This is a genomic window from Adlercreutzia shanghongiae (assembly GCF_035830635.1).
Taxonomy (GTDB): Bacteria; Actinomycetota; Coriobacteriia; order Coriobacteriales; family Eggerthellaceae; genus Adlercreutzia; species Adlercreutzia shanghongiae.
On record NZ_JAYMFI010000003.1, the window covers coordinates 141601 to 157947 of the forward strand.

10 protein-coding genes and 2 tRNA genes are annotated in these 16347 nt (G+C 58.7%); 11 read left to right on the top strand and 1 reads right to left on the bottom strand.

The window, feature by feature from the left end:
* Positions 1-146 precede the first annotated feature (146 nt).
* Positions 147-2090, top strand: a complete 1944-nt coding sequence (gyrB, locus tag VJ923_RS02675) for a DNA topoisomerase (ATP-hydrolyzing) subunit B (protein ID WP_326438266.1) — start codon at positions 147-149, stop codon at positions 2088-2090.
* A gap of 10 nt (positions 2091-2100) precedes the next feature.
* On the top strand, positions 2101-4938 hold the full coding sequence (gene gyrA / locus VJ923_RS02680) for a DNA gyrase subunit A (protein ID WP_326438268.1): 2838 nt from the start codon (positions 2101-2103) through the stop codon (positions 4936-4938).
* 110 nt (positions 4939-5048) lie between these two features.
* On the opposite strand, the gene VJ923_RS02685 is transcribed toward gyrA, so the two are convergent.
* A complete protein-coding gene (locus tag VJ923_RS02685; RefSeq protein ID WP_326438270.1) occupies positions 5049-5561 on the bottom strand; it encodes a bifunctional nuclease family protein in 513 nt (170 codons plus the stop codon).
* 221 nt (positions 5562-5782) lie between these two features.
* On the opposite strand from VJ923_RS02685, the gene VJ923_RS02690 reads away from it, so the two are divergent.
* From VJ923_RS02690 to VJ923_RS02730, 9 genes are all read left to right on the top strand, one after another.
* Positions 5783-5859 (top strand) — tRNA-Ile (locus tag VJ923_RS02690).
* 135 nt (positions 5860-5994) lie between these two features.
* Positions 5995-6070: transfer RNA gene (locus VJ923_RS02695), tRNA-Ala, on the top strand.
* Between the two features lie 455 nt (positions 6071-6525).
* The gene (locus tag VJ923_RS02700; RefSeq protein WP_326438272.1) at positions 6526-10425 is read left to right on the top strand and encodes a hypothetical protein; all 3900 of its coding nucleotides are present in this window, start codon (positions 6526-6528) and stop codon (positions 10423-10425) included.
* A 2-nt stretch (positions 10426-10427) separates the two neighbouring features.
* Positions 10428-11039 carry a hypothetical protein gene (locus VJ923_RS02705; protein WP_326438274.1) on the top strand — a complete coding sequence of 204 codons (612 nt, stop codon included), beginning with the start codon at positions 10428-10430 and terminating at the stop codon, positions 11037-11039.
* A 3-nt stretch (positions 11040-11042) separates the two neighbouring features.
* The gene (locus VJ923_RS02710) at positions 11043-11822 is read left to right on the top strand and encodes a hypothetical protein (RefSeq protein WP_326438276.1); all 780 of its coding nucleotides are present in this window, start codon (positions 11043-11045) and stop codon (positions 11820-11822) included.
* 9 nt (positions 11823-11831) lie between these two features.
* Positions 11832-12665, top strand: coding sequence for a hypothetical protein (locus tag VJ923_RS02715; protein ID WP_326438278.1), 834 nt, complete (start codon positions 11832-11834; stop codon positions 12663-12665).
* Positions 12662-13843 (top strand): MucBP domain-containing protein, encoded by a 1182-nt coding sequence (locus tag VJ923_RS02720; RefSeq protein ID WP_326438280.1) that lies wholly within the window; start codon positions 12662-12664, stop codon positions 13841-13843. The genes VJ923_RS02715 and VJ923_RS02720 overlap by 4 nt, the downstream gene beginning before the upstream one ends.
* Positions 13844-13869: 26 nt before the next feature.
* Positions 13870-14445 (top strand): signal peptidase I, encoded by a 576-nt coding sequence (locus VJ923_RS02725; RefSeq protein WP_326438282.1) that lies wholly within the window; start codon positions 13870-13872, stop codon positions 14443-14445.
* Positions 14446-14694: 249 nt separating this feature from the next.
* Positions 14695-15978, top strand: a complete 1284-nt coding sequence (locus VJ923_RS02730) for an ATP-binding protein (protein WP_326438284.1) — start codon at positions 14695-14697, stop codon at positions 15976-15978.
* Positions 15979-16347 lie beyond the last annotated feature (369 nt).

Here is a 16347-nt window from a genome sequence, read left to right on the forward strand (position 1 = left end):
TTTCTCAAAAGTACCCCTTAAACAGTCTCAAAAGAGCCGCTATCCGCGATGTGTCGAAGAAAAACGATTTCCCCATGCTATAATTGACGCTCATTCGGCGCCCGATTCCGGGCGCGTTCTTATGTTCAGAGAGCGAAGGAGTGTCAGTGGCAAATAAACCAGATCACTACGACGGTTCTGACATTCAAGTTCTGGAAGGACTTGAAGCCGTTCGCAAGCGCCCGGGCATGTACATCGGCTCCACCGGCCCCCGCGGTCTTCACCACCTGGTATATGAGGTAGTGGACAATTCCGTGGACGAGGCCCTGGCCGGTTACTGCGACACCATTAAGGTGACGATTCACCCGGATAACTCCATCTCCTGCGAGGACAACGGCCGCGGTATTCCCGTGGACAAGCATCCCAAGGAGAAGATCCCCACGGTCGAGGTCGTCCTCACCATCCTGCACGCCGGCGGCAAGTTCGGCGGCGAGGGCTACAAGGTGTCCGGCGGTCTGCACGGCGTGGGTGTATCGGTCGTGAACGCCCTTTCCACAAAGGTGGAAGTGCAGGTGCGCCGTGACGGCAAGGAATATGCAATCGACTTCGACCATGGCAAGACGAAGACGAAGCTGCATGAAATCGGCAGCGCCAAAACCACCGGCACCACGGTCACCTTCTGGCCCGATCCCGACATTTTCACCGAGACCACGGTTTACGACTACGATACCCTGGCCGCCCGCTTCCGCGAGATGGCCTTCTTGAACCGCGGTCTGAAGATTATCCTCATCGACGAGCGCATCACCGATGCCGACGGCAACCCCCGCACCGAGGTGTTCCAGGCCATGGGCGGCATCGTCGACTTCGTGAAGTTCTTGAACGAGGGCAAGGAAACCCTGAACAAGCCCATTTACTTCGAAGCCGAGAACGCCGATGGCACCGTGGAGGTGGCCCTGCAGTGGTCCAGCTCGTACTCCACCAACTCGGTTATGGCCTTCGCCAACAACATCAACACCCACGAGGGCGGCACGCATATGGACGGCTTCAAGCAGGCCATCACGCGTACCATCAACGACTATGCCCGCGCTAAGGGCCTTTTGAAGGAGAAGGACTCGAACCTCTCCGGCGAGGATGCCCGTGAGGGTTTGGCCGCCATCATCTCCGTGAAGCTGCACGACCCGCAGTTCGAAGGCCAGACCAAAACGAAGCTCGGCAACACCGAGATTCGCCCGCTCGTGCAAAACGCCGTGGCCCAGGGCCTTGGGGAGTACCTGGAAGAGAACCCCACGCCGGCCAAGCGCATCATCGGCAAGGCCACCCAGGCCCTGAAGGCCCGCGAGGCCGCCCGCAAGGCCCGCGAGATGACCCGCCGCAAGAACGTGCTGGACTCCTTCAGCATGCCCGGCAAGCTGGCCGACTGCGCCAGCAAGGACGCCAGCCAGTCCGAAATCTTCATTGTAGAGGGTGACTCGGCAGGCGGCTCGGCGAAGCAGGCTCGCGATCGTAAGTTCCAGGCCATCCTGCCGCTGCGCGGTAAGATTCTGAACGTGGAGCGCGCCGGCCTTCATCGCTCGCTGTCTTCCGAGACCATCAGCTCGCTGATCACCGCCATCGGCACCAATATCGGCGAGGACTTCGACGCCGAAAAGGCTCGCTACCATCGCATCATCATCATGACCGATGCCGACGTTGACGGCGCGCACATCCGCTGCCTGCTGCTCACGTTCTTCTACCGCTACATGCCCGAGCTCATCAACCTGGGCTACATCTACATCGCCCAGCCGCCCATCTTCGGCCTGAAGAAGAAGAACTCGCGCAGCCCCAAGGTGGAGCGTTACATCTACGATGAGAAGGCGCTTTCCGCCACCTTGGCCGAGTACGACGATCCGGGCAAGTTCGACGTCCAGCGCTACAAGGGCCTCGGCGAGATGGACCCGGAGCAGCTGTGGGAAACCACCATGGAGCCGGCTACCCGCACCCTTCTGCAGGTGAACATCGATGACGCGGTGGAAGCCGAGCGCGTGGTGAGCGAGCTTATGGGCGAGCAGGTTGAGCCCCGCAAGGAGTTCATCCAAAAGCACGCCCGCGACGTCCGCTTCCTCGATATTTAAGGAGAGCTAAATGGCTGATAATTTTGACGATATCGACGAGTTCGACGACCGCGACGAGGTGGAAGCCGCCGAAGAGGACGAGCTTTACCTGGCCGAGGACGTAGACACCGACGAGGAGGGCGACGAGGACGCCGAGCTGGCTAGCGCCTCTTCCACCATGGATGAAGACGCCGCCCAGCACGTCATCTCCGAAGAGGAGCGCGCTCGCTCTATGATGGTGGACATGCCCAACCCCCACGGCTCCATCATCGAGGGCGCCAACGGCGGCGAGGGCACCACGGTGCGCGCGGCCTTCCTTGGCAAGGAGATGCAGACCTCGTTCCTGGAATACTCCATGTCCGTTATCGTGTCTCGTGCCCTGCCGGATGTGCGCGACGGTCTGAAGCCGGTGCATCGCCGCATTTTGTACGCCATGAACGAGTCCGGCTACACGCCGAGCAAGCCGCACATGAAGTCGGCCCGTACCGTTGGTGACGTTATCGGTAAGTACCACCCCCATGGCGACTCCGCCGTGTATGACACCATGGTGCGCCTGGCCCAGCCCTTCAGCCTGCGCCTGCCCCTGATCGATGGCCATGGCAACTTCGGCTCCATCGACGGCGACTCCGCCGCTGCCATGCGTTACACCGAGGCCCGCCTCGATAAGCCGGCGATGGAACTCTTGCGCGACCTGGAGAAGGAAACCGTCGACTTCCAGCCCAACTACGACGAGTCGCTGCAAGAGCCCACGGTTCTGCCGGCCCGTTTCCCGAACCTGCTGGTCAACGGCTCCAACGGCATCGCCGTCGGCATGGCCACCAACATCCCGCCCCATAACCTGGGCGAGGCCATCGACGCCACTTGCCTCATGATTGACAACCCGGATTGCACGACGGAGGACCTGCTTACCGCCATGCCCGGCCCCGACTTCCCCACGGGCGGCCTCATCATGGGCAAGAAGGGCATTCTGGATGCCTACGAGACCGGCCACGGCAACCTCACCATCCGCGCGAAATGCGAGATTGAAGAGAAGAAGAACGGCCGCGCCTCCATCGTGGTGAAGGAAATTCCCTATCAGGTGAACCGCAAGCGCCTGCTGGAGAAGCTCGGCGAGCTGGTGCGCGACAAGAAGCTGCCCGAGATCAGCAACATCCATGACGCCGCCGATCGCAAGGGCATCGACATCATCATCGACCTGAAGTCCAACGCCATTCCGCAGGTGGTGCTGAACAAGCTGTTCAAGCACACCCAGCTGCAGGTGGGCTTCGGCTGCAACATGTTGGCCCTGGTGAACGGCACACCGCGAGTGCTCTCGCTGAAGGAGATGCTGTTCTACTACATCGAGCACCAGAAGGACGTCGTTACCCGTCGTACCCGCTACGAGCTGGCCAAGGCCGAGGAGCGCGAGCATATCCTCGAGGGCTACATCATCGCGCTGGATAACATCGACGAGGTCATCCACATCATCCGCTCGTCCCAGACGGACAAGGAAGCCGCCGCTCGCCTCACTGAGCGCTTCGGCCTCACCGAGAAGCAGACCAATGCCATCCTTGAGATGCGCCTGCGCCGCCTCACCGGCCTGGAGCGCACCAAGATCGAGGAAGAGCTGGCCGAGCTGCGCGAGAAGATCGCCTATTACAAGCAGATTCTCGCCGACGAGAACCTGTTGAAGCAGGTTATCAAGGAAGAGCTGCAGGAGATCAAGAAGAAGTTCGGCACGCCGCGCCGCACCCGTCTGACCGGCGAGGCCAAGGATATCGAGGTGGAAGACCTCATCGCCGAGGAGAATATGGTCGTCACCATGACCAAGGCCGGCTACATCAAGCGTCTGCCCGTGAGCACTTACCGCCAGCAGAAGCGCGGCGGCAAGGGCATGCAGGGCGTGAACTTGAAGGACGCCGACTTCGTGGAGCACCTGTTCGTGGCTTCCACGCACTCTTATATGCTGTTCTTCTCCACCAAGGGCAAGGTGTACCGCCTGAAGGTGTACGAGATCCCCGAGGCCGGCCGCCATGCCCGCGGCACGGCCATCGTGAACCTGCTGCCGCTGGAGAAGGGCGAGGCCATCTCAGCCGTCATCGCCACGAAGGACTTCCCGGCCGAAGAGTTCCTCATGTTCGCCACGGCTCAGGGCAACGTGAAGAAGACCTCTATGGACCAGTACGACCGCACCCGCCGCGACGGCCTTATCGCCATCAACCTGAAGGACGGCGACGAGCTTATCTCCGTGAAGCGCGTGGCCAAGGGCGAGAAGGTCATCATGGTGTCCAGTGCCGGCAAGGCCATCCTGTGGGATGAGTCCGAGGCCCGCGCCATGGGCCGCGGCACCATGGGCGTGCGCGGCATGAACGTGCCGGCCGATGCTCATGTGCTGGGCATGGAAATCGCCAAGCCTGGTACCGACTTGTTCGTGATCACCGAGAAGGGCTACGGCAAGCGCACCAAGATCGAAGAATACCCCGAGCACCATCGCGGCGGTCAGGGTGTGTACACCATCACCATGACTCACAAGAAGGGTCTGCTCGCGGTCATGAAGATCGTCGGCCCCGATGACGAGATTATGATTGTGTCCGAGGAGGGCGTTATCGTGCGCACCCCGGTGAAGGGCATCTCCGAGCTCGGTCGTTCCACCCAGGGCGTGAAGGTGATGAACGTCGCCGACAAGGACAAGGTGTGCGCGGTGGCCATCGCCTCTACGGGCAAGAAGAAGGCCAAGAAGGCTGAGGCCGACGAGAACCAGATGGAGCTGCTCGAGGAAGAGAGCGAGGACGGAACCCTTGCCATCGACGACCTCGATGACGATCTGGATGCCACCGAGGAGAGCGCTGGCGAGGAAGAAGCCGCAGAAGGCGAAGCTGCCGAAGAGTAGCGAGCCGCAGATATAACACCCAGACGCACAGGGGGCGACTTCGGTCGCCCCCTTTTCTATGGGAGCCGCCTTCCTAAGGGGCTCATCCCCATCTTCCGCGCGGGCAGAACCTACAGTCCGTCGATATTGGTGAAGTCTTCTGGCGAAATATGGTCGAGGAAGGTCTTGAACTCGGCGATCTCTTCTTCTGTTTGCTGTTCTCCCTTGAACAAGAAAGGGAACGACGCCGCATCAAGCACGTCTTCCTCGATATAGAGCGGCGCATCTTGTCGGACGGCCAAGGCGACGGCGTCGCTCGGCCGGGCATCAAGCGTGATAAGGCGCCCGCCCTGGGAGATGACCAAATGTGCGAAGAACATTTGCCCCTTCGAACCGTAGATGACTGTGGAATCGATACGGGCATCCAGGTTGGTGAGTGCATCCAGCATAAGATCGTGGGTCATCGGCCGCGGAAGCTTCACGTGCTCCAGCGCCATGCCTACCTGTGCCGCCTCCGTGGGGCCAATCCAAATGGGCACAATACGCGCCTTGCCCGCCGGGGCGTCCTCCACCGGCTGAAGCACCAGTACCGAAGGTTGGTTTTGTCCTGCCACCACCAAGGTCAGCACTTTCAAAGGAACCATAACGCGACCTTTCTGTTGTCGTAGGTGCTGCAACCGCGTTCAGCGTCCTCTTGTCCCGACGCTGCGCCCGACCCCAGCGGCCCTGTTATCCCTGGCACTGAGGACGATTCCATTTTCTCACTGATGCCGTTTGCGGCCATCCGTGCACTTTTTACAATTCGGCAAAATTTTTCTTGACCCCACCCCTGTCCTAGGCTTAAGATAGTCAAGCACTTTTTCAAGGGCCCGTAGCTCAGTTGGTTAGAGCGCACGCCTGATAAGCGTGAGGTCGCTGGTTCAAATCCATTCGGGCCCACCATTACTTTGCGATAAACGCTCCACCGTGAGCCGAGTTAGCCGGTGGAGCGTTTATTATATTTCGGGCCAAATCGGCCGCAGCAATCTCAGTCGAATATCCCGAACGCGCAAAGCGATGGCTTTCGGTGCACGCTATGGGGCGTTAGCTCAGCTGGGAGAGCGCGGGCTTTGCAAGCCTGAGGTCAGGGGTTCGATCCCCCTACGCTCCACCATAGAAGAATTAGGCGAACACCTTCGGGTGTTCGCCTTGTTTTAGCCACTCACGACCTCTGAGCAGCACAATTTCGAAAAAATAACCTGTCAATACCCTAGCATATGACAGTCAAATACCCTTCAAATAATAACATTCGCGCACATATATCTTATTCTCGACCTCGGAAGGTTCCTTCAGAAAGGAACAGTCGACCATCCGTTGACGACTAGACAATAGTTCGTCGCAGAGGTTAGAATAGCCTCCATCATACAAGGAGGAAAAGAGCAGGTCATACCTTAGAGGGGCTGACTTGAGTTCTCTTTTAAAGAAACCTTCCGAAGCGCGCGAAAGTGAGAGAGTTCGCGCGCGTATACGTGTCTGTCGAGCACTTTGCGAGGCCAGGCACCGAAGAGATGAGGAAAACTGGTCGCAAAGGGGCGGCCAAACGAGGAGCGACGAGGAGACGGTGAGCGCATGAACGCATTCAGCCGAAGCTTCGCAAACAATGCATCCATGGCCAAGAAGGTCGTTGCCTGTTCTGTGGCAGCGGCCCTTGTTGCCTCCATGAGCTACTTCCACCTGTGGGGTGCGCCCCAGGCTGTGGCCGACGACACCACGGTGGAAGTGCGTTTCGAAATTGCCCAGGCCGGTGTGAAGGCCAAGGTGGGCGACAAGGAATTCACGTCGCAAACCGAGGAGTCCTACCAGGCGTCCACGAGCGCGGATTTGAACTTCACCATTGAGGCGGAAAACTCCGACACCGAATTTGCCGTGAGCTACGTCACCGAAGCGGCTACGGCGGCGCCCGAGGCTCAGGCCATGGGTTCCAAGCAGCCCGGCTCCGGTCTCGTCACGGCGGAGGAGGGCGAAAACGAGTCCGAGGCCAGCGAAGTGGAAGCTTCCGACGACCTTGCCGAGGGAGACTCGGCAGACGAGTCGGCCGACCAGGAGCCGATTGCTACGGAAGAGGGAATCATCTACGTTGAAGGAGCCGGTGCTCCCATTTCCGAGACTGCGGCGGCTCTTCAGAAGAAGCATGAGCAGGAATCTGCGAACGACGAGAAGCATGCTCCGGCAACTCAGAACGCCGAAGAGGAGGTCGTCGAAGAGGATGCGACGCCTATGGCTTCCGGCGTAAATTCCGTAGAAGCTGACGATGCGGACCAGCAGGCTACGGTTCACGCCGCCGCCATTGTCGCTAAGGACGGAACGTACACTATTGAAGAGGCTGTCCTCCAGCAGGCAGGCGCTGATAACGCCCTCGTGGTGGTAACGATCGCCACTACCGATTCCAAGCAGGGGAATGTGAGCAGCTGGGAGGACCTCGTCGAAATCCTCACTGGGCACGCCGGCACCAATGAGGCTGTCCTGCATGAGGATATCAAGGTGACCACGGGCACTATCGCGATTGATGGAACGAAGACGCTCGACCTCAATGGTCACAATATCACGGTTGAAAGCACGGGAAGCCTTTTCACGGTCGGTGATGGCGCAAACTTCACCATCACCGATAGCCGCGAAGGAGCCAAGGCGGTAACAGTTCCCAACAAGCCCAACAATGCAGACAAGGAGGAATCCACGCTTGACGGCACGAAGCTGCCCAACCCCGCGGATAATCCGGGCGCGTTCAAGAAAATGGTCGGCAAGACTGCTACCTATGGAGTCGACGAGAACGGCGACTTGCTTCTGAACTACTACAAGACGATTTCCTATCCTGATATGCCCGCCAAGGGTCAAACTGAAGAGTACGTCTATGAATACACCCTCAAGCTGCCTGCGAAGGGCGCTATTGAGGCCAGGGGCACTTCGAACCTTGTTGACGTGCAGAAGAACGGCATACTGAGCATCGAAGGCGGCCGCCTTACGCAGACCGACGGCGAGAGCGCCATTAAGGTCAACGAAGGTAAGGTTGTCGTAAGCGGCGGCTTCCTCGTTGGCAGCCGCGGCGAAAGTGGTGCCGCTATCAATGCCACCAAGGCGGATATCGCCGTCAAGGGTGACGCAATTATTGCGGGTAACACGGCCGCAGGTGACAACAACAACAACGGCGGTGCCATTTACGCAAACAAATCCAAGGTAACCATCGAGGGTGAGGCGCTGTTCGCTGGCAACAAAGCGGGAGAGGCGGCCCTGCAAACTTTTAATGAGACAAGCTTTGACAGCACTTGCCTTGGCGGCGCCATCTACGCCGAAAAAGGAAGCACCGTTACCGCTCAGGGCAACAGTGTGTTCTCGGGCAATGTGGCCGGCGGCAACGGCGGCGCCATTTGTTTGCCCGACAGACTGAACACGGATTACAACCAAAATACGCTCGTTCTCGCCGAAAATGTGATGCTCACCAACAACCGTGCAGACAACGACAAAAGCGCTAGTCATACAGCTGGGAAAATAGGGAAAGCTGGCCGCGGTGGTGGTGGAGCCGTGTTCTCAGGCGACAAAGTAACGGTCGATGGTGCTACAATCACCGGCAACTTCGCTGCCGATGGTGGCGGCGGTCTGATGGTGACTTACTTCAAGTACGGATATGTCGAACCGCTTCTTCAGATTGAATCGGCTACGATTTCTTCGAACTATGCGGGCACAAGCGAGGGCGGCGGCATCTTCGCGCGTACTTCTTACAAGCCGGGCCGCGCGATCGAAGACAACAGCTATGTGAAGAGTGGCTACGTGACCAACAACATGACGGCTACCGAATTCGATTACGGCGGAGGCGGCCTCTTCCTCGAGCACGCCATGTGGGATTCATCGAAGCCTCTGGCCTGCACGACGGGTATTCTCGTCTACCACCCGCTTGTCACTAAGAATACGGCGCGTGGTTTTGGCGGCGGTGTCGGTGTTTGCACGAATGGCGCTGTCCTTTCTTCCGATGCGGCCGTCTTCGGTAACACGGCTCTGGGAGAAAACGTTACGACTAATCCCAACGAGTATGGCGACAAGTGGAACTTCAACCTTGCAAAGTACGAGGAGGTCTATGGCGCCGAGAAGAAAGAGGAGCTTCTCGAGAGCTGGGGTCATCCGGAATGGACTGAGGAAAACTACCTTATCACTGAACCTTCCGAGTCCTCCGATTTCTACTGCGCGCAGGATGCTACGGTTTTTGGGTCTATGCTTGGCGGAGGCGCCTACAACTGGACCGGTCACACCGACGGCGATATCAGCAAGGGCATGATCGTCTGCACGAGAGTTGACTACAACAACGCTGGCAATACCATAAGCATTAACGGTTCAATGAGTGAACGTTTCCTGAACATGCTCTATTATTCAAAAAATCCGGCCGCGGAAGACAAAGACACAATCACCCTCCATGCACCTAAGAGCCTTGCAAATCAATTGAAGACCGTTAAGGGTTACGGGATAGATTTCTCGACAATTGATTTGGGGAATAATAAAGCTCCGATATCGGGCACTGCAGTCATCGAAGATATTAAATATATCAAAGAAACCGACAGTAGCTACAACGAGTATCTCATCACTCTTTCCGATGAGCCCCTCCCTTCTATTGGCCTTAAGAAAAACCCTGAGACAACTCAAGAAATCAAGGCGTTCAAAGACCAGCGTAAGTTCAAGGTGAGCGTAATCGAGAAGGGCGAGCTTGCTCCTGAGAACGCGGCCTACGTGAAGGCTTCTCGCCACTTAGCTCTCGCGGCGCATCCCGATGATGACGCTATTGCCGCTGCTTATGCTGAGGCCCGTTTATTCTTCACCGGCAACTACTCCAACACTAACGGAGCGGGTATCACGAGCAACGATCGCATCGCTGTGGGCTACGACTTCCAGGCTCCGGGAAACCCGGGTGATTCCAAGGAGCCTAGCTCGACCAGTGTTGCGGCCCTGCAGATTAACAAGAGCCTTGAGGGCTTCAACGAAGCCAATGGCTCTGCTACGGCAGTGTTCAATGTGGTCGGCTACCGTGATAAAGATGCGGCTGAGCGCAAGGTGAAAGATCTTGAGATCTATCGCAATATCGTGGGCTTCACCTTTAAGGCAGGGGAAAAGTCTGCGGAGCCGCGTATTCTCGAGGATATTCCCGAAGGCTGGTACGTTATTGAGGAGATCTCCTATAGCGGTGACAATTTCAATGACGAGCAGGTCGCTGCTAACAAGCGCATTGTCCAGGTTAAGGGCGTGACGGTGGCTATTGAGGCCGGCAAGACTGAGCCCAGCACCGAGGATTTGGAGAAAGCTCGCAAAGAAGCCCTCGAAAACGCAGAGAAGAACCGGGTCGAATTCAAAAACGTCTACTCCAAAGTACCCCACTATGGTACGGGCGTGGTGAATCACTATTCCAAGGACGACGACGGCAAGTTCTCCTATACACCTGATGCCAACTACGCTGATCGTACTCGCGAACTGACGACGGAAGAGGGGATGTAGCCATGGCGCGCAAGCATTTTGGACGTCGGATGGCGGCGGCGCTGGCGGTGGCTCTGGTGGTCTCCCTGGGAGCCGCCGCAGGCACGGCCTGGGCTTACTACACCGATACGAACCGCGCGAGCGGCATGATTGCCTTCAAATACGAATCCAATCCTCCCTCGACGGAAGTGAAGGAAGAGCCGGACGGCCTGAACAAGGTCATCTCCGTGAAGAACACCGGCGAAGTGGATGCCATGGTGCGCGTGAAGGTGTTCGCGCCCACTATTGACGGCGTTACGGTTAGAATTTTCCCCGTTGCCGATGACGGTAAGACCGAAATTGAAACCGGGTCGGGCTGGACTCAGTCAGTAGAGGGCAACAAAGACGAGGGCTGGTGGTACTACACAAGCCCCATCGTTCCTGGTGCTTTTACCTCAAAGCTTAAGGTGGATGTGAGCATCGATGAGAGCAAGGACGTTCCCGCCTTCGATATAGCCGTCGTTCAGCAGTGTGCCTCGGCTAAGTCCTACAAGCCCGGCGGCCTGATGCTGGGCACGTTCCACGATGGCCAGAAGAGCCTCATCGGCGCCGTCGCCTTCGACGATACCGCCGCGCAGAACCAGGACGGTGAGTAACCCATGCTGAAGACGCTCAAGAACCTCAACCAAACGCAGCGCATCACGCTTATCGTGCTGTCCGCGGCCTTGGTGGGCTGCCTGGCTATGATGGCCGTCACCCCGGCCCGCTCGGCGCTCACCTACTTCAGCCCCGAGTACGAGGCCGAAATCGCGCAGACCCACATCGGCGTCGCCCTCACCGAGAACGGAAACATCCGCAGCGGCGTGGGCGATTTGAAGCTCGACAAGGTAATTGAGGAAATTGCCAAGCAAGACGCGGAAACCGAGGGAACCTCCCTTATCCCTGGCAAGGCCTACACTGAGCTGCTGTCCGTGAAGAACATCTCCGAAGATGTGGCAACCGCCGAAGGTACCGCCGCCGAGGGCATGCCCGAGTACGTGCGCCTCACCGTGCGCAAGTACTGGTCCGAAGGGGAAAGTGCAGATTCCGCAACGAAGACGTCCTCCCTCGATCCGTCGCTCATCGAGCTCGTCTTCGATGAAAAGTCTGCCGAGTATTGGGTCCGCTCCGAGGCCGAGTGCACGCCGGAGCGCGAGGTGTTCTACTACAAAACGGTACTCGCCCCCGGCGAGGCCGCCGCGCAGCCGGCTGTCACCGCCATCAGGGTGAACGACCGCATTAAGAACACCGTGGAAAGTTACGCCTCCTGCTGGCTCACTCTGGATGCCCAGGTTGATTCCGTGCAGGTGAACAACGCCGTCGCCGCCGCAAAAAGTGCGTGGGGCATCGATGTCACCCAGTTCGCTGACGAGGGCCTTGACTGGTCCGGCGAGGAATAGGGGGTCGCGATGACTACCACTATGCGCCGTGCCTTCGCTGCGCTCGCGGCCATCGCCTTGGCGCTTACCTGCGTCGCTATCACCGCCACGCCGGCCTTTGCGAAAACCTATGCCGAAGACTGGACCGTTGAGTTCACCGGCGACAAGATGATTGACAACAACTCCGCGAACATCACCAAAACCATCGCGGGCCTGCAGCCGGGCGACTCTGCGCAGTTCTCCATCACGCTGAAGGAAAGCGCATCTACGGCCGCCGATTGGTATATGCGCAACGAAGTGCTCGCCACCATGGAGGAGACTTTCGAAAAGGTGAACGCCTCGGGCGGCTCCTACAGCTATCGCCTCACGTTCATCACCCCGGCCGGCGAGAAGAAGGTCATCCTCACCAACGACGTGGTTTCCGGCGATGCGAACACGGGCTCCACCGAGGGCCTGAAGGATGCCATTTCGGGCACGACCGAATGGTTCTTCCTGGATACGCTCGCCGCAGGCGCCAAGGCTTCTATGCAGCTTGACGTGGCGCTCGATGGCGAGACCCACGGCAACACCTACTTCGATTCCGAGGCGGTTATCAAGCTGTCCTTCGCCGCCGAGCCCACCGACGAGCCGGGCACCTCCGGTTCTGGCGACCCGCAGGACCCGAAGGACGAGAAGAAGTCCGACAAGGACGATTCGAAGAAAGACTCCGACAAGAAGCCGTCGCTGCTTGAGCGACTGGCTCAAACCGGCGACATGCTGCCCATCGGCATTATCGCCATTGTGGTGATTGTTGCCGGTGCCGTGCTGGTGGTGGCTGCAGTGCGCCGCCGTAAAAACGAGATTGAGGAGGGCGAGACCCGATGAAGAAGATGAACCTCGGCCGCCGCGCCCTGGCGGTGCTGTGCGCCACTATGATGGCCGTCTCGCTGGCCGCTCCTGCGGCGTTTGCCGACTCTGAGGGCAAGAGTGACGCGCAGCCGGCCCCGGCCAAAGCCTACGCGGGCACCACCTACTTGGTGTCGGTGTTCAGCGGCAACCAGGGCACGCTGGCCCAGGGTACCGAGGCGGGCCAGACCCAGCTCACGTTTGCCGATGTCGCGCCCGGCACGGCGTTTTCCTTCGACGGCATCTCTATCGAGGTCCCCGAAGACAGCAAGTACTACGCCAAGGGCATTCGCCTGGCCGCGCTGGACAACGTGCGTTCCGACAAGAATCGCGAAGGCGCCACGAAAATTGGCGAAGAGACCATCTACTACGCCCGTCCCAACGCCGATGGCGTCATGGTGGACCAGCAGGACACCCTGGTTGACGGCGTGCCTGCTCCCGGTGTTGCCATCACCGAGGATATGGATTTCGTCGTCGCCTACGGCATCATGGCCAATCGCGTCGCCTATACGGTGAACTATGTTGATGCGGAAACGGGCGAGGCGCTGCGCGAGTCCGAGACGTTCTTCGGCGACATCGGCGACACCCCGGCCACCGCGCCGCGCTACATTGAGAACTATCTGCCCCAGGCGACGCTTGTGCTGCTCACGCTCAGCGAGGACGAGTCCGCTAACGTGGTGGAGTTCCGCTACACCCGCCTGGCCGACAACGCCTCTACTGAACTGCAGCCCGACGGCACGGTGAACATCACCGTGAACCCGCCGCAGGGTACGGGAGACGGCCAGGGCACGGGTACCGGCACTGGCACTGGTAACACCATCCCCGGCGCCTACACCACGGTCGTCACGCCCGGTGCGGCCGACGACGCTGACGCCGGCCTGGCAGACGGTGGCGTGCGCGAGCCCGGTGCGGGCCTTGTCACCCCCGATGGCGAAGAGCTTCTCGACGCCGGCGGCAACCCTCTAGCCGCCCCCGGCGTTGAGCGCATCGATGACGACGAGAACGCCTTGTCCGCTGGCGAGCAGCCCGGCAGCCAGGTGCCGGCGCCCAACACCGCATGGATTCCCTGGGCCCTTGCTGCTGGTGTCATTGCCGCGCTTATCGCTATCATTCTTGTAATCGCCCGCCGCAACAACAAGCCCGAGCCCGAGGAGTAACGCGGAAAGTGTGGGACAATAGCCCCATGCAAACACCCGCCTCTGATACCCAAGCCGCCGCCGACGCCTTCTCCCATGGCGTTGAGCGGCGGCTTGCTCGTTACCGCGCCCTTGCGCGCCTGTTCACAACTTTAGGGGCGCTTATCTTGGTGGCGCTGGCCGCTGTGGCTATCACCGCGTCGGTGGCCCCGCGTATCATGGGCCTGCAGTCCTACGCTATCATTTCCGGATCTATGGAACCGGCTTATCCCACGGGCAGCCTCGTCTATGCTGAGCCCGTCGGCGGCGCCGATTTGGCCCCGGGCGATGTGGCCGCCTTCTGGCGCGACCAGGATGTCATCGTGCACCGCGTGGAAGTCGTCGATACCAATCGCGCCGAGCTTGTCACCAAAGGCGACGCCAACGAAGACCTCGACGTGCGCCCCGTCCCCTACGCCAACGTTTTGGGGCGCGTCACGTTCCACATCCCCTACGTGGGGTATTTCCTTATGGCGCTCGCCAGCACGCCGGGCAAGCTCCTCCTCGGCTGGATTGTCCTCATGGCCGCCGCCTTCTGCGCCATAGGTTCTGTCCTTTCCGGCCTCTCCACCCGCAAAGCGTAGCGCGCTGACAAGACGCCTTAGGCGTCTAAGCCCCCGGTGCAACCCGTATCCAAAGAACTTGAAAAAAAGAAGAGTGGACTGCTTAAAGAAGAAGCGTCACTCGGTTGAGCAGGCGGAACATCCTATGGAAAACATACCCTGAATCAACCCTCAATCAATCAGAACCGAAATTTGCAGGTTGAAAAAATCGGAATTTGTAGGTTAAAATACACGGAAATTGCTGGTCGAATATAAGAGGACGGGTAAGAAATGGTCACTGATCTTGCAATAAAGGATTACCGTCCTCGCATCGCTGATGGAATTCTTCGCAAGAAGCTGGCGAGCGCAGGTGCTGTCGTAATAAGGGGTCCTAAATGGTGCGGCAAGACCGAAACGGCACTGCAGGCGGCAAAAAGTGCCCTCATGATGCAAGACCCTGACGAGAAGGGAAACAACCTGCTGCTCGCAGAGGCGCGCCCCTCGCTGCTTCTGCAAGGTGAAAAACCGCGCCTCTTGGATGAATGGCAAGAGGCTCCCCAGCTTTGGGACGCAGTACGGTTTGCCGTGGACAGAGAAAGGGCCAAAGGGCAGTACATCCTTGCTGGGTCAGCGACACCGACGAGCAAGCCGAGTCACTCCGGCACAGGCCGGTTTGCGTTTATGGATATGCTTACGATGTCCCTTGCAGAATCAGGAGATTCCACAGGCCAGGTGTCAATGGCCCGCCTCTTCGAGCAAGGAGGTGAGGGGATAGAGGCCCACTCCGACTCTACGATAGAGACAGTGGCCGCGCTTACCTGCCGTGGCGGCTGGCCTGCCGTGGCCTTAGATGAGGTCTCCGAAGCATCGCTGGAGACTGCCTACGAGTATCTTACTGCCATTGCAGAGGAAGATATCTCTCGTCCTGATAATGTGGCACGCAATTCCCAGTACGCGCGCGTGATTATGCGTGAATACGCTCGGTGCACTGCCACGCAAACCACACATGCGACAATTCGCAAGGATCTAAAGTCCCGCGGAACCGAACTGTCCCGGGAAACAGTCGACACCTATATTGCCACATTACGCAAGCTGTACGTCGTACAGGATCTCTCGGCCTGGGAACCGTCGCTGCACGCGCGCTCGCGCATTACGAAGACACCCAAAAGACACTTCGCCGACCCCTCTATCGCCGTGGCTGCGCTTGGCGCAAGCCCTGCTTCTCTGCTGAAGGACATGTCAACCTTCGGCCTGCTGTTCGAATCGCTCTGCGTGCGCGACCTGCGTGTATACGCGCAGCCGCTCAGCGGAGAGGTGTTCCACTACCGTGACGAGACGGGGCTTGAGGCCGACGCAGTCGTGGTCCTTCGGGACGGGAGCTATGCCCTTTTTGAGATGAAGATGAGCGCGCGCTTGGTGGAAGAGGGCGCACAGAGCCTGAAAAAGGTAGCTGACAAAATAGACACAGGGGTCATGGGCGCGCCGTCCTTCTGTGCCGTGCTTACCCCCGGTGGCTACGCCTATCGCCGCGACGATGGAGTCTATGTCATCCCCATCACCTGCCTCGGCGCCTAGTTTGAAACGCGGCCATGCGCGCTTCAAGGTATCTTCAAAAACCTTACAGGCTAAAAACCGTTCGCCCCTCCGAACCTACCGTTCGGTTCTGGTTTAGTTCGTTTAGAGCGTAACTTAGTCGTTCTTTGCCCTGTCATTAGCCTATCTGTAATTTTTCGTCTAAATCAGAACTTTCTTTGTAAAACCCCAGGTCAAAGCTTTGAAATTCTGAGCAATTTAATTATTGTTGACAAAACCGGTCATAACGTCGGTGGAAAAGTTTTCCCAGATAGATAAAGTGATTCTAGTCATCCGTAACGCGCGGGTGTACGAAGCGTGACGCGCAGGCAACAAAACAGCCTAAGCGAAACGCTTCGGTTACCTAGTTAA